20 protein-coding genes and 1 tRNA gene are annotated in these 20721 nt (G+C 60.0%); 4 read left to right on the top strand and 17 right to left on the bottom strand.

Going from position 1 to position 20721, the window contains the following annotated elements:
* The first annotated feature begins 38 nt into the window (after positions 1-38).
* A complete protein-coding gene (locus BR41_RS00775; RefSeq protein ID WP_035051651.1) occupies positions 39-1307 on the top strand; it encodes an RNA polymerase sigma factor in 1269 nt (422 codons plus the stop codon).
* 362 nt (positions 1308-1669) lie between these two features.
* On the opposite strand, the gene soxR is transcribed toward BR41_RS00775, so the two are convergent.
* On the bottom strand, positions 1670-2125 hold the full coding sequence (soxR, locus tag BR41_RS00770) for a redox-sensitive transcriptional activator SoxR (RefSeq protein ID WP_035051649.1): 456 nt from the start codon (positions 2123-2125) through the stop codon (positions 1670-1672).
* 76 nt (positions 2126-2201) lie between these two features.
* Between soxR and BR41_RS00765 the strand changes: the two genes are divergently transcribed.
* Positions 2202-2624 carry an ester cyclase gene (locus BR41_RS00765; protein WP_035051647.1) on the top strand — a complete coding sequence of 141 codons (423 nt, stop codon included), beginning with the start codon at positions 2202-2204 and terminating at the stop codon, positions 2622-2624.
* 50 nt (positions 2625-2674) lie between these two features.
* Here the strand turns inward: BR41_RS00765 and BR41_RS22515 are convergent, their stop codons facing one another.
* A complete protein-coding gene (locus tag BR41_RS22515) occupies positions 2675-4405 on the bottom strand; it encodes a caspase family protein (protein WP_169741223.1) in 1731 nt (576 codons plus the stop codon).
* 233 nt (positions 4406-4638) lie between these two features.
* Between BR41_RS22515 and BR41_RS00755 the strand changes: the two genes are divergently transcribed.
* Entirely contained in the window at positions 4639-5103 is a 465-nt protein-coding gene (locus tag BR41_RS00755) for a RidA family protein (RefSeq protein WP_035051644.1), read from the top strand.
* A gap of 265 nt (positions 5104-5368) precedes the next feature.
* Here BR41_RS00755 and BR41_RS00750 read toward each other — a convergent pair.
* Both BR41_RS00750 and BR41_RS00745 read right to left on the bottom strand, forming a co-directional pair.
* A tRNA-Arg gene (locus tag BR41_RS00750) sits at positions 5369-5445 on the bottom strand.
* 219 nt (positions 5446-5664) lie between these two features.
* Complete coding sequence (locus tag BR41_RS00745) at positions 5665-5910, bottom strand: DUF2789 family protein (RefSeq protein WP_035051641.1); 246 nt, start codon at positions 5908-5910, stop codon at positions 5665-5667.
* Positions 5911-6034: 124 nt separating this feature from the next.
* On the opposite strand from BR41_RS00745, the gene BR41_RS00740 reads away from it, so the two are divergent.
* A complete protein-coding gene (locus BR41_RS00740) occupies positions 6035-7417 on the top strand; it encodes a hypothetical protein (protein ID WP_156970491.1) in 1383 nt (460 codons plus the stop codon).
* Positions 7418-7422: 5 nt separating this feature from the next.
* Here the strand turns inward: BR41_RS00740 and BR41_RS00735 are convergent, their stop codons facing one another.
* The 13 genes from BR41_RS00735 to BR41_RS00675 form a co-directional block, all read right to left on the bottom strand.
* Positions 7423-7785 (bottom strand): gamma-glutamylcyclotransferase family protein, encoded by a 363-nt coding sequence (locus tag BR41_RS00735; RefSeq protein ID WP_035051638.1) that lies wholly within the window; start codon positions 7783-7785, stop codon positions 7423-7425.
* Complete coding sequence (locus tag BR41_RS00730; RefSeq protein ID WP_035051636.1) at positions 7782-9098, bottom strand: chitinase N-terminal domain-containing protein; 1317 nt, start codon at positions 9096-9098, stop codon at positions 7782-7784. Before BR41_RS00730 ends, BR41_RS00735 begins: the two co-directional genes overlap by 4 nt.
* Before the next feature lie 39 nt (positions 9099-9137).
* Entirely contained in the window at positions 9138-10823 is a 1686-nt protein-coding gene (gene recJ / locus BR41_RS00725) for a single-stranded-DNA-specific exonuclease RecJ (RefSeq protein ID WP_035051634.1), read from the bottom strand.
* Between the two features lies 1 nt (position 10824).
* Positions 10825-11829, bottom strand: a complete 1005-nt coding sequence (locus BR41_RS00720) for a hypothetical protein (RefSeq protein WP_035051633.1) — start codon at positions 11827-11829, stop codon at positions 10825-10827.
* Positions 11830-12039: 210 nt separating this feature from the next.
* Positions 12040-12603, bottom strand: a complete 564-nt coding sequence (gene scpB / locus BR41_RS00715) for an SMC-Scp complex subunit ScpB (RefSeq protein ID WP_035051631.1) — start codon at positions 12601-12603, stop codon at positions 12040-12042.
* A 145-nt stretch (positions 12604-12748) separates the two neighbouring features.
* Positions 12749-13630 carry a segregation and condensation protein A gene (locus tag BR41_RS00710; RefSeq protein WP_035051629.1) on the bottom strand — a complete coding sequence of 294 codons (882 nt, stop codon included), beginning with the start codon at positions 13628-13630 and terminating at the stop codon, positions 12749-12751.
* Positions 13631-13660: 30 nt separating this feature from the next.
* A complete protein-coding gene (locus BR41_RS00705; protein ID WP_035051626.1) occupies positions 13661-14812 on the bottom strand; it encodes a hypothetical protein in 1152 nt (383 codons plus the stop codon).
* Between the two features lie 82 nt (positions 14813-14894).
* Positions 14895-16367 carry a flavin-dependent monooxygenase QhpG gene (gene qhpG, locus BR41_RS00700; protein ID WP_169741222.1) on the bottom strand — a complete coding sequence of 491 codons (1473 nt, stop codon included), beginning with the start codon at positions 16365-16367 and terminating at the stop codon, positions 14895-14897.
* Between the two features lie 770 nt (positions 16368-17137).
* Positions 17138-17509: a hypothetical protein gene (locus tag BR41_RS00695; protein WP_051709667.1), complete on the bottom strand. Its 372-nt coding sequence runs from the start codon at positions 17507-17509 to the stop codon at positions 17138-17140.
* 49 nt (positions 17510-17558) lie between these two features.
* Entirely contained in the window at positions 17559-18761 is a 1203-nt protein-coding gene (locus BR41_RS00690; RefSeq protein ID WP_035051622.1) for a tryptophan--tRNA ligase, read from the bottom strand.
* A 76-nt stretch (positions 18762-18837) separates the two neighbouring features.
* On the bottom strand, positions 18838-19524 hold the full coding sequence (locus BR41_RS00685; RefSeq protein ID WP_035051620.1) for a site-2 protease family protein: 687 nt from the start codon (positions 19522-19524) through the stop codon (positions 18838-18840).
* Positions 19525-19551: 27 nt separating this feature from the next.
* Positions 19552-20175, bottom strand: coding sequence for an L-threonylcarbamoyladenylate synthase (locus tag BR41_RS00680; RefSeq protein WP_035051618.1), 624 nt, complete (start codon positions 20173-20175; stop codon positions 19552-19554).
* A 73-nt stretch (positions 20176-20248) separates the two neighbouring features.
* The gene (locus tag BR41_RS00675; RefSeq protein ID WP_035051616.1) at positions 20249-20689 is read right to left on the bottom strand and encodes an REP-associated tyrosine transposase; all 441 of its coding nucleotides are present in this window, start codon (positions 20687-20689) and stop codon (positions 20249-20251) included.
* Positions 20690-20721: the final 32 nt, after the last annotated feature.

The raw sequence follows: 20721 nt of genomic DNA, 5'->3' as shown, positions 1-20721 counted from the left end.
CAGCACAAGTATGCTCGGCGGATGGGTTGAATAGCGGCATGCCGTCAGCAACCCATGCCGCCATCAACGCCGTCTGGCGGATCGAATCCGCCAAAATCATCGCCAGCCTCGCACGGATGGTGCGCGATGTCGGCCTTGCCGAAGAGCTTGCGCAGGATGCACTGGTCACCGCATTGGAACGCTGGCCAGAGTCAGGTGTGCCGGACAATCCGGCTGCCTGGCTCATGGCCGCCGCCAAGCATCGGGCACTGGATCAGCTGCGCCGACGCAAACTGCTCGAACTCAAACATGAAGAACTCGGCCGCGAGCTGGAAATTCAGCAAGACCTGGCCATGGCAGATGTCGAGGCGACCATTGAGGATGACGTCGGCGACGACTTGCTGCGCCTCGTCTTCACCGCCTGCCACCCAATCCTTTCCTCCGAAGCCCGCGTGGCGCTCACCTTGCGCTTGCTCGGTGGACTGACCACCGACGAAATCGCCCGCGCCTTTCTGGTGCCCGAGCCCACCATCGCCCAGCGCATCGTCCGCGCCAAACGCACCCTGGCCGAAGCCCGTGTGCCATTCGAGGTACCGCGTGCGGACGAACTCAATGCCCGGCTGTCATCAGTACTCGCCGTCATCTATCTGATTTTCAACGAAGGTTATTCGGCCACCGCCGGCGACGACTGGATGCGCCCAACCTTGTGTGAGGAAGCGCTCCGCCTCGGCCGTATCCTGGCGGAGCTCACGCCGCATGAGCCGGAAGTACATGGTCTGGTGGCGTTGATGGAAATCCAGGCATCGCGCTCACGGGCACGAGTCGGCCCGTCTGGCGAGCCCATTCTGCTGCTCGATCAAAACCGGGCACGCTGGGACTACCTGCTGATCCAGCGCGGGCTTGCCGCGTTGGAGCGTGCCGCAGCACAGGGCAGCGGTTTCGGCCCCTACGCTCTGCAGGCCGCCATCGCCGCCTGTCACGCCCGCGCCCATACCGCAGAAGAGACGGACTGGATGCGTATTACCGCGCTCTACGATGCGCTCTTCCAACTCATGCCCTCCCCCGTTGTGGCGCTGAATCGGGCGGTGGCAGTCTCGATGGCGTTCGGCCCGGCGACAGCGCTCGAACTCGTCGATGCGCTGGTCGATGAGCCCTTGCTCAAGGGCTACCACCTCTTGCCCAGCGTACGCGGCGATCTGCTCGCCAAGCTTGGGCGGAACGATGAAGCGAGAGCGGCGTTCGAGCTTGCCGCATCGCTCACGCGTAATAGTCGTGAACGGGCGCTGCTGTTGGCACGGGCGTTGGCGTGTGCGGGGCGGGCGCTCTGAGTAAGTTGTTCGCAATCCTTCAGTTATGCGCCTGCAGCGCGGTTTTAAAAGCATTACAGCGCGTTCCGCCGCGCAAACGGGGAAAGGACTTTGTCTCGCCAAAGCCCTCTCCACTCCAAAGGCGACCCCCGCTTGGCGGCCCTCCGGGCTACCCTCGGTCGGTCGCGAGCCTAAGGTCTCGCGACACTCCCTCGGCGCTGAGCGAAAGGGGAGAAAAACCCACAGTGCCACCATTGCTGAAAACACTGGCGGTAACTGTTTGCACAGTTTGTTGTTACGTAGGGCGCAATCCCCAAAGGGCATTGCGCCGCATCTGATTCACTGAACCAACTTCTCAAAAGATCGTAAACAGCTTCTCGGCCCTACTCCAACAACCTAGGCCCTGCCCCCTGTTCGGACAGCGCATCCAACGGATTACGCAACTTGCACAACTCCAGCGAGAGGCATCCGCAGCCAATGCAGCCACTCAGCTGGTCACGTAGCTGCGTCAGCGTAGCGATTCGCTCATCCAGCTCCGCTTTCCAACCATGCGAGAGCTCGGCCCAATCCGCCGCATTGGGCGTGCGCCCATCCGGCAATTTCACCAGTGCGTCGTGAATCGAGGCCAACGAAATCCCGATACGTTGCGCCACCTTGATGACCGCAACACGGCGCAATACATCGCGGTGATAGCGGCGCTGATTGCCTTGATTGCGCTGGCTCTCGATCAGCCCTTTGGCTTCGTAGAAATGAATGGCCGATACCGCCACGCCGCTGCGTGCCGCAACTTCGCCGACGGTAAGCAATTTGCCGATTTGGCTTGGATCGAGTTTCGCCATCGCAACCCCTTTACCTTAAGTTAACTTGAGGTTTTACACTTCGAACCGTCATCCCACAACGACCACGGAGCACCCCATGTCCATCGCCACAACGCAGGAACAGCAATTGGTCCGCCGGCTTTACGAAGACTGCTTCAACACGGGAAACCTGGCCTTGCTGCCCGAATTGCTCACCGATGATTTTGTTGGCGGGCGCGGCGAGCAAGGTCCGGCTGAATTTGCCAAGACGGTGGAAACGCTACGCACGGGGTTTCCCGATGTCCGTTTTGAATTGGATGATGTCATCGCCGAAGGGGATCGGGTTGCGGTCAGATGGACCTTTCATGCCACGCATGCGGGGCCGTTTGCCGGCGTGCAGGCAAGCCACAAGCAAGTCACCCAGAATGGCATCGCCATTTATCGGATCAGGGACGGCAAGCTGGCTCAGGCCTGGTTGCAGATTGATCGTTTGGGCATGCTGCAACAGATTGGCGGCTATCCAGCACCAGCGCAAAAATGAGGCTTGGCGGGTCTGTGCCAGAAACCGGGCAGGCCCGCCGTCTTCCTCACTTAATCCCGGAATTCAAATGCCTTGACCGGCAGCGCTGCGGCCGGAATCCGGTTCTCCTGCGCCACCGCACGGGATACTTCTGCATACCGGCGGGACCAATCCGTCAAAGCGGCAATGAACTTCTTTTGCCGTTCATTCAATTGATCCGGCAGCCAGATGGCCTCGCTGAATCCATACTCTTTCGGATCGATATAGCCCCAAAAGAAGTTCTGGCCGCGACGGTTGTATTTGACGTAACGGAAATAGATCACGTTGGGTGGATTGAGCGCATTGGGGATGTTCTTGGCGGCGCGGCCCAGATATGAATCAGGCGGCACGCCGATAAAACGATTCGGGATCGCGCTGATCTGCAGGCATTCCGGGTAGGCGGTCGTGACTTCCTGGCCAAAACGCTCCATCACCAGATTATTGTTGGCATCGTTTTCGCAATTCTTGTCATTCCAGCTGCGCGCTTCCGCCCTATGGGCCGTGCCGCCCAATTGCAGCACCATTTTGAAGCTGCGCTTGCCCGGCTGGTAAAACATGCCGTAATGCAGCTCATCCACCTTCTTGCGGCCTTGGGTATTGGTCGCGAATTCATCATCAGATGCGCCATTGGCGAAAATCCAGTCCCCCGGCGGTAGCAGCATTTCAAAGCCATTCACCTTGATGCTGCCCGAGACCGCCTGTTTCGCCTGCAGCGATTCGACCTCATTATTTGCCTCACCATGCGTATTCGGTTTCGCTGGGCGGCTGGTTTCTGCAACCGGCGCGGCTGTCGGCACGGTTGAAGGAATTGGCGTGGACCGATTGCCCGCTTGCTGCGCCTTTTCCTCTTTGGCCGCCGCCGCAGCTCTTCTGATCCGGGCTGAGCCGACAAAACGGCCGTGCGGGTAGTTGTTGAGGTACTCCTGATAACCCACAGCGGTATCGACCTGCAAGGCGGATTGCCAAGTCTCGCTTTCCAATTGTGCTGCATCGTGCACGCCAGTCTGGCCGCCGGCCGAGTTCTTGGGCGTATTGCTGGCCAGATAGATGTTTTGGGTGAGGCGATTATCTTCGGTGGGGACTTGCTGCTGGTTGGATAAATTGGCTACTTCCAGCCGGGTTTGCATGAAGACATCGATGATCGATAAACCCGGCTCGGTCAATTTTCTGGCGAGGATCGACGTATAGCGGCCATTTGCACCATCGCCATCGTCGGCCGTGCGACCGGGTTCGGTGGCATAAGCCACCAAGGTGCCAGTCGATGCCTGAATGCGCGCCAAGCCCCGGCTGGTGCCCTTGGTTTTACCGGCGAACGGGTTATTGCGGCAGGCATCCAGAATGATGATATTCGCCCCCTGCCGCCCTTCCAGCTGGGCCAGCAGCGAATTGAGCGGTAGCGCTCGCAGCGGAATATCGGCCTCTTTGTTGATCTTGGCTTCCACCGGCATCAGGTAGTTATCGCCATTGACCTGCAAGCCATGACCACTGAAATAGACCAATGCCACATCCGCATTGACCGCCATTTCCCCAAATTGGCTTACCACCTCTTCCATGCGTGATTTGCTGGCGTTTTCGGCATACAACACCTTGAAATTCAATTTCTCCAGGGTGGATTTCATCAATTTGGCATCGTTGATGGTATTGGCCAGACGCGGCGCGTCTTGATAGCTGCCATTGCCGATGACCAAGGCCACCCGGCCCGCGGCCTGAACGGTGACACAGATCAATAGCAGCACTAGCAGCAAACACCATCGGCAACGCATATCGGGAGGCTCGTTTCGCTGGATCGTATGCATTGACTCTAGTCGAAGGTGCACGTCTGCCCAGCACGGCGATGATTCAAATACCGCCAGACGTGCCCAAGCTCGCGCTCACCCTGTATGCCAAGCGATTCATGCAAGCTTGCCGCAATATATTTGCAGGATTCCAGCCGGTACGATGGGCCAGCGGCTTTCGAGCCAGCCCTGCCCTTGTCCAACCCCACCAAGGAACCACCATGAGCGATATCGAACAACGCCTTGCCGAACTGGGCATCACCCTGCCCCACGCCCATCCAGCGGCCGGCAACTACGCCAACGCCGTGCGCAGCGGCAATTTACTGTTTCTATCGGGCAAAGCGCCTTCCGGCGAAAATGGCGTGCTGCCGAAAGGCCGCTTTGGCGCGGAATACGATGTGGAGGACGGCTATCGCTTTGCCCGCAGCGCGGCGCTGCAGCTGCTGGGCGTGCTGCAAGCCGAGCTGGGTTCACTGGCACGCGTGGCGCGGTTTGTCGAGATTCAGGGCTTTCTGAACACCACGGCGGATTTTGAAGACCACGCCAAAGTCCTCGACGGCGCATCGGATCTGTTGAGCCAGGTGTTTGGCGAGCGCGGCGTGCATGCGCGCTCGGTGGTCGGGGCGCATTCGCTGCGCGGTGGCGTGCCGTTGACGGTGCGTGGGGTGGTTGAGGTGATCGACTAATTCAATACATTCGCCGATTGGTTGTTGTAGGAGCGAGCTTGTGCCCCGCAAGCGTGCGATGGCTTGCCATCGCTCAGCGAGGAAATGCTCTTGGGGTGCTCGCGATAGCGCTGGTCAAATCGTCGGTGCAATCGCGAGCAAGCTCGCTCCTACAATTTCTTCTGCGTGGCCCAGCAAACAGGCAGCACGAAGCGCGATGCGAATCAAAGCATCGTCGGCACTCGTCGTGAATCAGGGAATTTCTTGGGGGAATGTATGCAGTGAATGGCGCGCCCGGAGCGATTCGAACGCCCGACCCTTTGGTTCGTAGCCAAATACTCTATCCAACTGAGCTACGGGCGCGCTGACTGCAAAGACTCTGGATCAAGGCACTACGCGATCCAGAAGAGGCCGGATTATGTCAAAAGCACTTCCGCTTGGCAAGGTTGTGATCGCAAAAATATTCGAAAGGGATACAAAGCAATATGCAAATTGTCCCTGGCTAGGCGCACTGACGCAGACAGTACGATCCGTACGGCAAGTCATCGCAACAACGCCAGGGGCAATTTGCATATTGCGCCATCAATGAATCGTCGGCGGCTGGTTTAGCATCATTGCCAGCTCATCGATGATTTCCGCCCAATCGCCATCTTCCTCCAGCTCCTCCGCCAGGAACTCGGCTTGCGCCGGATTCCAGAACGCCGCCTCGGAGATCGGCACGCCGTCATCCAGCCGATGCGTACTCAAGAAGAAATCAATCGCAGGTGGGTCAGCCGGCAGACCCAATTGCTCGAACAATCCGACAAAATCGTGCTTGCTGGTATCCATGGCAGCCTCCGTTTGTCCCGTCACCACACCCCTGTCACTATAGCCATCCATCCCGCGCAGCCGTGCTAGGCTGCCGCTACAGACCCGCCAACGGGCAGAAAAATAAAGTAAAGAGGATACGGAGATGAAAGAAAAGCTTTGCCGGATGATTGGCAGCCGCGCGTTCGCGCTGTTTTTGTTGTTCTGGCTGTCGTTTGGCGCCACCACCAACCTGAACGACGTGCGGGCTTACAACCTGCAGCAAATGGGTGTCGATGCCGTCGTCAGCCACCACACCTTCGGCCTCGGGCTGAGCAAGGCACCGCAGCTGCAGCCTCTGGGTGACACCTTCCGCTATGGCGACCACACCCTCGCCGCCAAACAACCCGGCCAGTTCGTCTTTGGCGCGGTGCCCTACTTCTTCCTCAACCTGGTCGGCATCACGTACGAGCGGAACTACGATCTGGCCGCAACGCTGGTCACGTGGCTCTCTGCCGGCCTGATCGGTGCCTTGGCGCTGGCATTTCTCGACCGCTTGCTGAACCGTGTTTGGGGCTTCAGCCGCAGCGCCAGCTTGCTCGCAACCCTTTCAGTTGGGCTTGCCAGTCCGTGGCTGTGTTACGCCGGTATCGCTCATCACGATCTCATTGCCGGATCGCTGATCATGCTGGCGCTATACGCGATGGAATCAGACCGGATTCAACATAACGGACGCAGCACCAAACTCGCACTCACTGCAGGCGCATTACTCGGCCTGACGGTATTTACCTCGATGCTGCCTGCGTTGATCGTGCTGGTGATGGGGCTATCCATCCTGTTCAGCCGTCCGTTCAAGACCACACTGATTTATGGTTTGGGCTTCTTCATCGGCATCCTGCCGCTGCTGGCCTATAACGGCTGGTACTTCGGCAGCCCGTTCACACCGGCCAACGTGGCCGGTAACTACGCCGATACATTTTTCAGCTTCAAACTCGACCAATTCCTGCATCACCTGAATGCCTATCTCGGCTTTGGCGGTCTGGCGCTGTGGAAATACGCGCCGGTCCTGATGCTGGCACTTGCCGGACTCGTACTGCTGCCGAAGTCACTCAGCCACGTGAAGAAGCTCCTGTTCATCGCCATTGGCATGCATTTCTTCTACCTGCTGAATATCGAAACCCTCGGCACCTGCGAATACGGCCCGCGCTATCTGCTGCCGCTGCTGCCACTACTCGCCCCCGGTGTAGCTGCACTGCTGGATGTGCGCGCCAGCCCGACGGCAGCAATGAGCCGATTGCTGATTGCGGGTGGTTTGCTGATGACGAGCTTGCTCATCAATCTGGTCGGTGCCCTGCAAGGCACGATGTACTGCAATCTGGAGGAATTCGCGCTGTGGCAGCAGATCGGCGCTGTGCCGCATTTGCCGGACGGGCATTTGCCGGTGTTCTGGCTGTGTGCGGGAATTGGATTGGTTGCGCTAGCAGTAGCGACCTGGCAACGATTTGGCTTTGGAGAGAAGCTGGATAGGCTGACGGTGGAGAATTCTTGAGGGGTTTAGGGGTTATCAAACACCCCAACCGCCAACAAATCCCCCTGCGGCTGCGAGTGAAAATAAGCCCAAGCCGTTACCACCTCACCCACGGCATTACGCACCGCAATCTCCTTGCGCACGTAATCATCTGGATGGCCTTCCAGCACATCCAGATGTGCCAATCCATCCGCGTCGACCGCATACAATTCGCCCTCGACCGGGTATAGCGCCTCGTCTTCCACCAGAAAGGGGTAGCTGGTGGCATACAGCGCGTATTGCGCCACGGTCACCGCGGCGCCCTGGCAGGGCGCGCCGTTCAGCCATTTGTGGTTCCAGCCGCCCTGCTTGAGGGTGCCGTAGACGAAGACCTGCTGCGTTGCACTCATCGGAGCACCGTCACCCCGGATGTGGAAGTCGGTGTGGATGGCGCAGTGGATGACACGGATGGCTGGTTGCCAGCGTCTTGGTCATCCAGCATCAGCGCTGCGCTATCGCTGCACGCATCGCCTTGGCAGAGCCGCACGGCGATGCTCGCGCCCACATCAACACGCGCCACGCGGCCTTCACCGCAGTAGCTGGCGACGCGGGTGTTGGGCAATCTCGCATCGCCGGCCAGGCATTCACGCACCGATTCGTGCAATTTGCCAATGGTCTTGCCGCTGACCGGATCGAGCCATTGCCAGCTCATGGCCTTGCTGCTGGCCACGGCAAAACGTGGCAAGTGCCAGTTGACCACCCAGCCTTCCACCGTCGAGGCCTGCACCGCCAGCACTGGGGTTGCGGGCTTTGCCAGCGGCAGGATCACCTCTACGCCAGTGGGATCGCTCTGGCTGCATTCCAACGCGCTGCATAGTTTGACCGACAAGGCATGCGCGCCCGGTGTCAGCCCGGCAAGCGTGACCCGGCCGGACTGTGTGTGCGCGTCACTGGTTTCGAATGCCGCGGATTCCAGCAGCACCTTGCCTTTGTCCAGCACCTGCCAATAGCGGCCAGGCACGCCCCACCACATATTCCAAGCCAGCTCGATCGGCTCGCCTGTGGTCACATTCGGCAGCCAGCCCAGCGTTGGCGCATCGGGCGTGCCGCCGAGCGCATCGGCCCCTTGCCCATCCACCCACGTTTGCGCAGTCATGCTGGTGCAGGCCGGCGGCTGTTTGCCCGCGCCACCGGATGAGGGATTCGACGCGGTATTGCAGAGGCGGATTTCCAGCGCGTGGCGGCCAGCCAGAAGCTGGTCGATGGTGGCCTCGCCGCTTTGGATCGAGACGATATCGATACCACCGCCCTCGCCCTTCTTCACCAGGGGTCGCTGCGTGAAATTGCGCGAGCGCAGGCGCAGCACGCCGTTGTCCCATACCTCCCAATATTGCGCGACGGTGCCAAAGCCGATATCCCAACCGATTTTCACGCTATTGCCATCGAGCTTGTCGGGAATCGCATCGAGCACCGGTTTGATCGGGGCCTCCACGGTGAGCGCAGGAATGCGTTCGCCCTCGTATTCGGTTTGCGGCAAGGGCTGCAGCGAAGGATCGTTTTGCGCGGCCGGCAGCGGAGGTGCCACGGTTTGGCAATCAAGCATGCCGTAGCTCGCCGGTTTGCAAACGCGGTCACCGATGGCTTCCGCCTCGGAAGGGGTGAGCAATACTGCCTGGGCCTGGGCTGCCAGCAGCCCAAACATGATCGCAACGGTAATTCGCATCCGCTCCTCCTGCCTTCGATTTCAAAGGCTCTTTTATCGTTATTCGCAGTGATCCACCAACAACTGCAGGATACGCTCTCCGCGGAACTCGTTAATGCCAATGGAGTAAACCGCATGAATCCGCGCCGGCAGCGGATCGGCATGCTGAAAGCGCATCGCCTCCAGCACTTGGCCGTGCGCGTTAGCCAGCTTGAGCTTGAGATGCCGTTCGCCCACCACGCGCTGCTCGACTACGCGGAACTGCCCTTCAAAGCGCGGCGCCGGGAAGCCCTGCCCCCACACTTGCGATTCGAGCTTTTCCGCCACATGGAATGCGAACGCTTCGGCCGGCAACTCACCATCAGTTTCAATCACCCGCGTCAGCGCGGTTTCATCCATCAACTCGCGACAGACCGCCTCGAACGCCGCCTGAAAACGCGTGAAATCATGGTTGCGCAGACTCAGCCCCGCCGCCATCGCATGACCACCGAACTTGAGGATCAGATCAGGATGGCGCTTGGAGACCAGATCAAGCGCATCGCGTAGATGCAGACCGGGAATCGAGCGGCCGGAACCCTTGATTTCGTCGTCGTTGCCATCCGCGAACACAATGGTCGGGCGATGGAATTTATCCTTCACCCGCGAGGCAACGATGCCGATCACGCCCTGATGCCAATCCGGCCGGTACAAGGCGATGCTGTAACAATCCTCAACGGCGATGCTTTGCAGCGCGACTTCCGCCTCTTCGCGCATGCCGGCTTCGATCTCGCGGCGGGCGCGGTTCAATTGATCCAGCTCGCGGGCCAGCGGCAAGGCGGCGGCCTCGCTACCACTCAGCAAGCAGGCGATGCCAAAGCTCATGTCATCCAGCCGGCCGGCCGCGTTCAAACGTGGGCCAAGCGTAAATCCGAGATCGAAACAGCTCGCCTTCTGCGCATTGCGCCCGGCAGCGGAAAACAGCGCCATCACGCCCGGCGAAGCCCGGCCGGCACGCATGCGCTTGAGGCCTTGCTCGACCAGGATGCGGTTATTGGCATCGAGCTTGACTACGTCCGCCACCGTGCCGAGTGCAACCAGATCCAGCAGCGTCGCCAAGTTGGGTTCGGCTTTGTCGGCGAATGCGCCGCGTTGCCGCAGTTCGGCACGCAACGCCAGCAGCACGTAAAACATCACGCCGCAGCCAGCGAGATTCTTGCTCGGAAACGGGCAGCCGGGCTGGTTCGGGTTGACGATCAGGCACTCCGGCAGCGTATCGCCGGGCAAGTGGTGATCGGTGACCAACACATCAATCCCCCGCGCCTTGGCGGCCGCCACACCGGCGACGCTCGCGATGCCGTTATCCACCGTCACCAGCAGATCAGGCGTTTTTTGCGCGGCGAGCGCGACGATTTCCGGGGTCAGGCCGTAGCCATATTCGAAGCGGTTGGGGACAACGAAATCGACCGTCGCGCCCAGCATGCCCAAGCCTTTCATGGCAATCGAGCAGGCGGTCGCGCCATCGGCATCGTAGTCAGCCACGATCAGGATGCGTTCGCGCTTGGCGATGGCATCCGCCAACCGTGCACCGGCAGCGATGATGTTTTTCATGCTGTCGAACGGCAGCAGGCGTTTGAGTTCGTGTTCCAGCTCGGTCGGCGACGCAATGCCACGCGCGGCGTAGAGCCGGGCGAAAAGCGTATCGAGACCAGCTGCCAGCAAGGATTGCTGCAATTCGGCGGGGACGGCACGGGCGCGGATCAATGACATGTCACACGCCCTCCCACGGCAAATGTTGACCCAACCAGAAACGCCACAACCGCCCCTTGTTGATACTCGCCGCGAGACCAAGCTCGGGGAAGCTGAAAGTCAGCGTGCCGATACGGCCATCCTGCAGGGCAGCCAGCGCCGGGGCGAACCATTGCTCTTCCAGCCGCAGCCAGCCTTCGCGCCAGGCATGCGCGTCACCGTACAACGCGCCGTCACGCAGCGTGTCGTGCAGCACTAGCACATCGCTGTCGCCGCTGAATGCCAGCCGCTCCGGCACCGTTTTGGCGATGCCGCCGGCCGAGTGCATCAAGGCCACCAGCAAATCGTCGTTGCCATAAACCTGCGCGTGCGGCGCGATGGCCTTTTGCGCCAACGGATACTCGCCACCGCCCCACGGCCACACGCTGTTGATCGGTGGCTGGCCGACGCGCACGCGCTCATCGTTCACCGGATGCTGGTACAGGCACATCTGCATTTCATTCAATAACCGGTGCCATTTCAGCGCGCCCTCGCCTTGCGGCAGATGAGTATCGATGCTGGTGCCGATGGCAGTATCGAAGGATGTCCAGACCAGTTTGGGATCAGCCGGCAAGCGCAAGTACCAGCGATACGGCGTGGCGGCGACGAAGCGGAAACCATCTTCGGCAAACAACGTGTTCAAGCCCTCGCACAGTGCGTTGGCGTCCGCTTGCGTGAGCGGAAAACGCTGCACGTCGAACAGCAACAATTGATCGCGATCCGCACGCAAATGCACCGGGTCGGCCCGCAGCCAGTAGCCAGTTTCTTCATCCGGCAAATCGTGATAAAGCGAAATCGGCGCCTCGGCCGTGCCGGGTAGGCCGAAGCGTTGCAACAGAAAGATATCCAGGTCGAGCTTGGGCGCTGCGGTGCGCACGGCATGGCCGAGCAATTTGGACAGCGCCGGCAGTGACAAGCCCGCCACGACGGGCTTTTGGGACTCGGGATCGGGCCAGTTGGCGTGGGGAATGACAAGGTGGAGGTTCATGGCGGGATTTTACCCCATGGCCGCGCAGGGAGCGGTTACCCCTGTAGGAGCGAGCTTGCTCGCGATGGCAATGGTTCCTTCATCGATGCAATCGCGAGCAAGCTCGCTCCTACAAGCATTGAGCTGGGCGTAGCCCGGACGCGTTTTTTGCGGCCGGGGTGGCTTCGTTAACCATTGCCACCCCGGCCGGCAAGCCGTCCGGGCTACGGGTCACTCGGCTTGCGGCAAAACCAAGCCCTGCAACTCCGCCAACGGCGGCAATTCAGCCAGTTTCGCCAGCCCCAGGTCATCCAGAAACTGATCAGTGGTCGCGAGCAACTCCGGCCGGCCGGGGACTTCCTTGTGGCCGATCACTTCCAGCCAGCCGCGCTCTTTCAGCGTCTGGATGATGGCGCTGGAGACGGTCACGCCGCGAATCTCCTCAATCTCGCCCCGCGTTACCGGTTGCTTGTAGGCGACGATGGCGAGCGTTTCCATCACGGCACGGGAGTAACGCGGTGGTTTTTCCGGCTCTAGCCGGTCGAGGTAGGGCTGCATTTCCAGCCGGGCGCGAAAGCGCCAACCGGAGGCGAGCTTGACCAGTTCCACGCCGCGGCCATCCCAAGCGCCCTGTAAGACTTCGAGCTGATCGTTCAGGATCGTGGCGGTGATTTCTTCGGCGAACAGCCGCTTCATGGTGCTGACCGGCATCGGCTCCTGCGCGGTGAGCAGCGCGGTTTCCAGCACGGTGCGGATGTGGGCGAGTTCGCGGTCGGTGAGTTTGGCGTCGCTCATATGAATATCCGAAAACCGTCGCGAGCGGCTTGAGTGCAAGGAGGGCTCGCAGCAAGATCCGAGATAGTACAAGGAGTACAGCGAGGATTGAGCGAGAAACCGACGCAGCAATCAAGCTGCGCAGCAGGTTTGCGGGTATTCATATTCATGGCAGGGGGATGGCTTCCGTCATCTCTTCCGCGCCGAGCAGCCGCACGTAGATCGGCGCGAAGCCTTCATCCTGGCTGACGACGATGTATTTCTCCTTCACCAGCTCCAGCACGGCGATGAAGGTGACCACCAGCAGCGGCACGCGCTGCGTGAGGTCGAACAGTTCTTCGAAGCGGGCAAAACGACCATCTTTCAGCAGTTTGAGAATGGCTGTCATCTGCTCGCGTACCGACAAGGCGCTGGTCGCAATCTTGTGATGCTGGTTGCGCTTGGCCCGCGCCAGGATCGCCTGCCATGCGGCACGCAGATCGCCGGGTTTTACGTCCGGCAATTGCACGATCATCTCGCGCTCGAACAGCACGGCCACCAGCTGAAAATCGCGGCCGACTTGCGGCAGTTGGTCCAGCTCATACGCGGCCAACTTGATCTGCTCATACTCCAGCAAGCGCCGCACCAGCTCGGCACGCGGGTCGTTCTCGTCGCCCTCTTCGCTCGAGGTCGGGCGCGGCAACAGCAGGCGGGATTTGATCTCGATCAGCACCGCCGCCATCAGCAGGTATTCCGCCGCTAGCTCCAGCTGGGTGGACTTCATCGCGTCGACATACACCATGTACTGCCGGGTGACCTCGGCCATCGGGATGTCGAGGATGTCGAGGTTCTGCTTGCGGATCAGGTACAGCAGCAGATCGAGCGGGCCTTCGAACGATTCGAGCAGCACACGCAAGGCATCGGGCGGGATATACAGGTCGAGCGGCAGCTCGTGCACCGGCTCGCCGAGCACGTGGGCCAGAATGTCACCAAGCAATGGTTCGGGGACGGATTCTGTCACGGGCTCTGGCTGGGGCGTGTCGGGCTGGATATCGACCGGGGCATTCATGACCACGATGTTAACCGATCGCCAGTCGGCTCAGGGATACGACGGCTGCTCAATAAACCGCTGATACGCCCCGCCATCCACCAAATTAGTCGGCAGCAAGCCAATCGAGTAACTCAGCGTCAAATAGAACACGATCGGCAAGGCCAGCTTGAATTGCGGCGTATTCAGGATGCGGTCGTAGGCGATCACGATGGCGAATGGCGCGGTGGAAAGCAGATAGCGGCTCAAATCGCCGTGGAATACGAACAGGTTGAAGCCGAAGAACACCAGCGCATAGACGAATAACGTCCGGTGTTGCCACAGCAATAACGTACCCAGACCATAGATGGCGTAGAAGATCAGATACAGCTCGGAACCATGTGTATCGCCGCTGCCGGCCATACTGCGGAGGACTTCGAATGGCTTCAGGTTGATCAGCCCGCTATTCCAGCTGAAATAAGCCCAGAAATCGCCGTATTGCATCTGGAAGAAACTGAACGTGATAAACAACGGCAACAGCACCAGCGGCACCCAGGTGATGCTGAAATAACGGCGGGTGCGGATGAATTCGATCAGGAAGAACACGATGAACAACACGCCGACAATCCGCGTGATGCTCGTCAATCCGGCCAGCAGGATCGCCCAGAAAATCTTGTCGCGCTTATAAGCCAACAGGGTCAGACACACCAGCAGCATGAATAGCGGCTCGGTCGCGCCAATGGTTTTATAGAGCACCCAACGCGCCGGAATGATGGTCGAAACAATTGCCGAAAACAGCGGGCTTTGCACGCACTTGTATTCGAGCAACAGGTAATAGAACGCGACCGTGGCAGCGGCGGCGGTCACCAATGTGACCAGAATCATCGCCATCGGGTAGCTGAATACCAGCGCAAATAGGCGGATCAGCACCGGGTACAGCGGCAAGTGGCAAGCGAAATACGCTTGCGTGGTGCCGTAGCCGGTGAATGGATGATCACGCGGCACGTGGTACAGCGTTTTTGCCACTTCCAGATAATTCGGGCCGTCCCAATAGCGGGCCAGCATTGTCCAGTCGTCGTGGCTGGACAGGATCAACAGCAGGCTCGGCAGGAGCGAGCACACCACCAACAGCAGGATTTGCGCCGGCCGGCGCGAGAAAAGGCGCGCGCATTCCTGTGCACATGCCCGGCCGAGTGCGCAGGCGGCCTGTTTGATTTCGTTCATGTCTCCACCCAACTATTTGTTTTATTTGCCTCTGGGGCGAAGACGATTGTATGTGGAGTGGGTATCGACCGTCATTAACGCGTCATACCACTGTGGCTGGAACGCCCTCCGCGCAGACCACGCCTTTACGCCACAGCCAGCCGGCGATGCGCACAGCGGTTTGGCGGGGCATGCTGTTCGACCACACGTCGATCAGGTTGGCGAGCTTTTGCGCGTAGGGCAGCACGTATAACAAGGGGACGATTTCTTGCCCTTCAACGAAGGCCACCGGGCGGCCAAGGCTGGGCAGGCTGACCGCAAGGCGCAGCTGCACCCGGTCATCCACCACGCATGGCATCTGCACGATGGAGAGCTGCGGCGAGAGCGTGACTTGGCCGCGCAACATGGCGGTCAATCCACCAGCGGGCAGCCCCTGGCGGTCCGCCGGCGGGGCATCGGCCGTCAAAGCCTCACGGAGCGCCAGCAGTAGTGGTGTGTTGCCAGCGGCCAACTCAAATGCCTCGCCGCGCACGCGCCAGAAGGCATGCTCCCGGCCCGGCCACGCTTCGGCGTAATAGTTTTGCGTCCACCGCATGTGTCGCGCCACGGTTTCCACCAAGCGAGCCTGGAAAAAATCCATCGCCAAGCCTTCATCGGCCGAATCGTGCAAGACGGTATGCACCGCTGTGGCAGCTTGCAATGAAAAACGCATGGCTTTTTCGACGCCGCTGGATGACAGCGGATCAAGCGTAAAAGCGGCGTCGCCTAGTTTGAGCCGGCCAGCCAGCCCGCTATTTTCTGCTACGTGCGGACTGGCAGCGCAGGCTTGTACCGCGGTGTGGAACGGGGCCTCGGCCAGACGATGAAACATGCGGCTTTGCGCCAGCGTCGCCCGCAACCAGCCTTCCGGCTTGCCCGGCGCAAAATGGCGCGGGGTGGCCGGATCGCAAAAGGCCATCAACCGATAGCCACCCGTCGCCAACGGCGAGCCCCATAGCCAGCCTTCCGGCATGGCTTCGATGCGCGTTTCCGCATTGGTGGGCACCGCGCATTCGGCCCACAGTGCCAGCAAGGGCGGTGCGGTGGCATGTTGGTTGCGCCCACTGGCCTGCCGGCCGCAGGCATCGAGAATGAAGCGCGCGTTGATATCGAGCGTCTGGCCCTTGTGGGCGACTTGCACCAGCCATGCGCCCGCTTTGCCGGTCACCGATTTCACCGCCGCCGGCAGCATGCAATGCGCCCCGCGTGACTCGGCCAGCTGCAGCAGCTGCTGGTCAAAACACCCCCGGTCGACCATCAGACCCGTACCGCTACCCGCTTCGCGCAGCGCCACTTTCTCGCCACGCCAGATCACACGGGTTTGCAAGCCGGCACGGCGCGGCACGCGGTCCAGCAGGTCGCCGGCATCGAGGTATTCGAGGATATTGCGGATGCCCGGCGTGAGGGATTCACCGAGATTGGGGCGAGGCAGTGTCTGGCGGTCGATCAGGGCCACCTGATAGCCGAGCTGCAGCAGGCGTAGCGCGGCGGTCAGGCCGGCCGGGCCGGCGCCGATGATGAGGATGTCGGTGTTCACACGCAGCAACCTTGCTGTTTCTTTCCTCCCCTTTTTGCAAGGGGGATCGAGGGGGATTTCGACGTCATTGCAACTGGAGATACTACAGAAATCCCCCCTGGCCCCCTATGCCTGGACGAATCAGAAGATTCGCACACCACAAAAAGGGGAATACGGCGTCAACGAGATTGGGGGCAGAGGTTTAGCGTTCGCCACGTCCGTTCCTGCCCCTGCAGAACCAGCATTCAGCAACGACTGACCAAGCAGCCCTTCCGCCCATGCCAGCACTTCATCGAATGCCGGCGTGGCGATGCCAGCGGATCGGCACGCGGGCATCGGCGGGTACGGCAAGCAAAATGAGGTCGCTGTCCGGCACCGCCAACGCTGGATCATCAACAGCGTGAATACCCCCTGCCGATCAATTGCAAGCGCTGGCCGTAATGAACGGTGAGGGAATCGCCCCACAGCGCAGCACGACGTGTGAGCACCGAGACCTGCACATTGGGTCGGGTGGCAAGAATGGCGACAGCTACATAAGCAATGCTGCTGCCGCCACAGATGCAGACCCGCATGGTCAGGCGGTGGCGGGCGCTTAGCGTTGGAGCTGTTGTAGGAGCGAGCTTGCTCGTGATGACAACGGTGAATTAAGCAGCGCCATTGCGAGCAAGCTCGCTCCTACATGAGACTTCCATCCAAAAAAACGCCGTTCTCCTTCGCGGGAGAACGGCGTTTTTTGCCTAAGTGAACGGCACTACCCCGAAGGGGCGTAGGTGCGAGAGAAAACCGACGATTCAGCGGTGCGAATCGTCGTCCTCTTTCCAGCGGCCCGGCAAGGTGGGTTGCCGGCGAGTCGATGCGGGTGGAATGCCCGGCATCCGCGCCACCAGCAGCAACAGCCCCCACAGGATCAGCAGCACCGGCAGCAGCACACTCCAGCTGATGCCGTTGTGCTCATGCGCGAACACCATCGCGCCGGTGCCGATCAGCAAGGGGCCGACCACGACGCTTTGTGCGTTGACGCCATCGACCACCAGCACCGCGATACCGCCCGCGATCAGGCCGAAGATGACGATCCAGTCGGCTTCCGGCAGCAGATGCAATTCGCTCACCAGCCAGCCGGCGCCGATCACGATCAGGGCAATGGGAAACAGTGCGCTTTTCATGCTGGATTCCTCATCGAGTGGATCGGTCGCTTAGGTCGATCGGGGCAGATCAAGTGTAGGACAGCCCCATCGCCTCGCGCACGTCACGCATGGTTTCGCGTGCCAGCACGCGGGCGCGCTCACAGCCATCAGCGACGATGTTCTTGATCAGCGTCGGGTCTTCCAGATACGGCTGGGCACGTTCGAACATCGGCTTCTGCTCGATGAGCACGCTTTCAATCACTGGCGTCTTGCACTCGATACAGCCGATGCCGGCGGTCTTGCACCCTTCGATGACCCAGTTCTTGGTCGATTCATCCGAATACACCTGATGCAGCTGCCAGACCGGGCATTTTTCCGGATCACCCGGATCGGTGCGGCGCACGCGGGCCGGGTCGGTTGGCATCTGCTTGATCTTCTTGGCGACCGAATCCGCGTCCTCGCGCAGCGTGATGGTGTTGCCATAGGACTTGGACATCTTCTGCCCATCCAGCCCCGGCATGCGCGATGCGGCGGTCAACAGCGGTCTGGATTCCGGCAGGATCATCTTGCCGCTGCCTTCCAGATAGCCGAACAGGCGCTCGGTATCGCCGTGGCTCAGGTTCTGCGTGTCAGTCAGCAATGCGCGGCCGGCCTCCAGCGCTTCGACATCGCCACCTTGCTGGTAGCGGGTGCGCAGCTCTTCATACAACTTGCCCTTCTTGCCGCCCATTTTCTTGATTGCGGCCTGCGCTTTCTCTTCGAAACCGACTTCCTTGCCGTACAAGTGGTTGAAGCGGCGGGCGATTTCGCGGGTCATTTCCAAATGCGGCACTTGATCTTCGCCGACCGGTACAAGGTTGGAGCGATACAGCAGGATGTCCGCGCTCATCAGCACCGGGTAGCCCAGAAAGCCGTACATGCCCAGATCCTTGTGCGACAGCTTGTCGATCTGGTCCTTGTAGGTCGGCACGCGCTCCAGCCACGAGACCGGCGTCATCATCGACAGCAGCAGATGCAGCTCGGCGTGTTCCGGCACATGGCTCTGGATGAAGATGGCCGATTGCGCCGGATCGACACCCGCGGCGACCCAGTCGATCACCATGTCCCACACGCTTTTCTCGATGATGCCAACGTCGTCGTAGTTGGTCGTCAGCGCATGCCAATCGGCCACCATGAACAGGCATTCATATTCGCTTTGCAGCTTGACCCAGTTTTTCAGTACGCCGTGATAGTGGCCAAGATGCAGCTTACCGGTGGGACGCATGCCGGAGAGAATGCGATCGGGGAACATGTATTAAGTCCTAAGGTTGTTGTCGCGAATTATTGCTATTGGATGGCGGCGGCTATTCTAGCAGGCCGCGAGCCGGTCAGAACTGGGGAAGCAGGTGTTGCCAAGGCACTTGAACAACAGTGCCAATCACGACCAGTCCGAAAATGATCATGGGTGTCAGCACTGCACCGAGTACCTTCAAATACAACAAGGCGATCAAGATAAAGAAGCCATAGGGCTCGATTTTCGAGACAGCGACGGCTTGCTTGTAAGGTAACAGCGACACCAGAATCCGCCCGCCATCCAGTGGCGGCAGTGGCAACAGATTCAGCATCATCAAGCTCAAGTTGATCAGCACACCGGCTTGCGACATATACAGCAGCGGCAGCGCGAAGTAATTGCCAGCCATTTGCAGCGCCAGGGCCGCCAAGCCGCCCCAAATAAACGCCATTACAAAATTCGCGGCCGGGCCGGCAGCGGCAACCCACAGCATGTCCCGCTTCGGATTGCGTAAACGGCCAAAATTGACTGGAACCGGCTTGGCGTAACCAAACATCAGCCCGCCCGGCAGCAGCAGGAAAATCAGCGGCAGCAAAATCGTACCAACGAGATCGATGTGCTTGAGCGGATTAAGCGAAATCCGCCCCATTTTCCACGCGGTGTCATCGCCAAAGTGACGTGCCACATAACCGTGTGCGGCCTCATGGACCGTAATGGCAAACAATACGGGCAAGGCCCAGATGCACACCGTCTGGATGAAGTGCGCGATATCAAAACTGCCCATTGGGCCTCCTTCGCATTGGATTAGCGCTCACAGCCCGAATGGCGCGAGCGACCCGGTGCCCTGCCGCAGCAGTTCGGGGTAATCGTTGGACAGATCGACCACGGTGGTCGGTTCCGTACCGCAGTAGCCGCCCTCGATCACCAGGTCCACCTCATGCTCCAGCCGATCACGGATTTCCCAGGCATCGGTGAGCGGTTCGTCCTCACCCGGCAGCAACAAGGTGCTGGAGAGCAGGGGCTCACCCAGTTCTGTCAGCAGAGCCAGCGGCACCGCATGATTCGGCACACGCAAACCAATGGTCTGCTTCTTGGGGTGCCAGACGCGGCGCGGCACTTCCTTGGTGGCCCGCAGGATGAAGGTGTAGCTGCCCGGCGTTGCCGCCTTGAGCATCCGGTAAGCGCGGTTATCCACCTGCGCGTATTGGCCGAGCTGCGACAGATCGTGGCACACCAGCGTGAAGTGATGCTTGTCGTCCAGCTTGCGGATTTGCTTGATCCGTTCCAGCGCGTCCTTGTTATCGAGCTGGCAGCCGAGCGCATAGCAGGAATCGGTCGGATACACGACCAAACCGCCCTTGCGGATGATTTCGGCCGCTTGCTTGATCAGACGGGCTTGCGGGGTGTCGGGGTGGATGGAGAAGAATTGGGACATGAACTCTCAAAAACGTGTAGGAACGAGTCAAAAACTTGTAGGAGCGAGCTTGCTCGCGATTGCTCTGTTGCTCTTATAACCAGGCGGCATCCCACAAGGGATAGTCTCCAACCTTTTTCACCAAACCAGCCCTTAACGGATTTGCGATGACGTAGCGCGCAATCCCGAGAACGTCCTCGTCATAACGCAGTGCGCGGTCATGAAAACCCGATTGCCAGAGTTGCCCCTGACGATACAACGCGCGATTCACCGTGACTGCGCTCCGGGACTTTACTCGTTGCACCAACGCGGACAATGCAACCGTATTCAATTCAAGTAACCAATGCCAGTGATCCGGCATGACAACAAAAGCCAAGGTCTTCGCAGGCGCAGAGGCGAGTTCGCGGACAACAATTCGTCCAACCTGCCAATCTGCAAAAAACTGGCTACGTTCATGTGTCACTGAACTAACCAGATAAATCCGGCCGGATTCGCTGTAGCGACCTTTGCGTAACGTATGCCCTTGATGCCTCATTCCGCAGCGCTATCGCGAGCAAGCTCGCTCCT

Origin of the sequence: Andreprevotia chitinilytica DSM 18519 (assembly GCF_000711875.1) — a bacterium.
GTDB classification, from domain to species: Bacteria; Pseudomonadota; Gammaproteobacteria; order Burkholderiales; family Chitinibacteraceae; genus Andreprevotia; species Andreprevotia chitinilytica.
Note: the sequence above shows the minus strand (reverse complement) of the source record. Positions and strands in the feature narration are given on the sequence as shown.

Excerpts from the sequence above, each read along its gene's own strand:
- scpB (WP_035051631.1), bottom strand. The coding sequence starts at position 12,603 with ATGAGCGACGCCAAACTCACCGACCGCGAACTCGCCCACATCCGCACC.
- BR41_RS00730 (WP_035051636.1), bottom strand. The coding sequence starts at position 9,098 with ATGCGAATTACCGTTGCGATCATGTTTGGGCTGCTGGCAGCCCAGGCC.
- BR41_RS00685 (WP_035051620.1), bottom strand. The coding sequence starts at position 19,524 with ATGGGCAGTTTTGATATCGCGCACTTCATCCAGACGGTGTGCATCTGG.
- BR41_RS00775 (WP_035051651.1), top strand. The coding sequence starts at position 39 with ATGCCGTCAGCAACCCATGCCGCCATCAACGCCGTCTGGCGGATCGAA.
- BR41_RS00675 (WP_035051616.1), bottom strand. The coding sequence starts at position 20,689 with ATGAGGCATCAAGGGCATACGTTACGCAAAGGTCGCTACAGCGAATCC.
- BR41_RS00710 (WP_035051629.1), bottom strand. The coding sequence starts at position 13,630 with ATGAATGCCCCGGTCGATATCCAGCCCGACACGCCCCAGCCAGAGCCC.
- BR41_RS00745 (WP_035051641.1), bottom strand. The coding sequence starts at position 5,910 with ATGGATACCAGCAAGCACGATTTTGTCGGATTGTTCGAGCAATTGGGT.
- BR41_RS00735 (WP_035051638.1), bottom strand. The coding sequence starts at position 7,785 with ATGAGTGCAACGCAGCAGGTCTTCGTCTACGGCACCCTCAAGCAGGGC.
- BR41_RS00705 (WP_035051626.1), bottom strand. The coding sequence starts at position 14,812 with ATGAACGAAATCAAACAGGCCGCCTGCGCACTCGGCCGGGCATGTGCA.
- recJ (WP_035051634.1), bottom strand. The coding sequence starts at position 10,823 with ATGTCATTGATCCGCGCCCGTGCCGTCCCCGCCGAATTGCAGCAATCC.
- BR41_RS00755 (WP_035051644.1), top strand. The coding sequence starts at position 4,639 with ATGAGCGATATCGAACAACGCCTTGCCGAACTGGGCATCACCCTGCCC.
- BR41_RS00720 (WP_035051633.1), bottom strand. The coding sequence starts at position 11,829 with ATGAACCTCCACCTTGTCATTCCCCACGCCAACTGGCCCGATCCCGAG.
- BR41_RS00690 (WP_035051622.1), bottom strand. The coding sequence starts at position 18,761 with ATGTTCCCCGATCGCATTCTCTCCGGCATGCGTCCCACCGGTAAGCTG.
- BR41_RS00680 (WP_035051618.1), bottom strand. The coding sequence starts at position 20,175 with ATGTCCCAATTCTTCTCCATCCACCCCGACACCCCGCAAGCCCGTCTG.
- BR41_RS00695 (WP_051709667.1), bottom strand. The coding sequence starts at position 17,509 with ATGAAAAGCGCACTGTTTCCCATTGCCCTGATCGTGATCGGCGCCGGC.
- BR41_RS22515 (WP_169741223.1), bottom strand. The coding sequence starts at position 4,405 with ATGCGTTGCCGATGGTGTTTGCTGCTAGTGCTGCTATTGATCTGTGTC.
- soxR (WP_035051649.1), bottom strand. The coding sequence starts at position 2,125 with ATGGCGAAACTCGATCCAAGCCAAATCGGCAAATTGCTTACCGTCGGC.
- BR41_RS00740 (WP_156970491.1), top strand. The coding sequence starts at position 6,035 with ATGAAAGAAAAGCTTTGCCGGATGATTGGCAGCCGCGCGTTCGCGCTG.
- BR41_RS00765 (WP_035051647.1), top strand. The coding sequence starts at position 2,202 with ATGTCCATCGCCACAACGCAGGAACAGCAATTGGTCCGCCGGCTTTAC.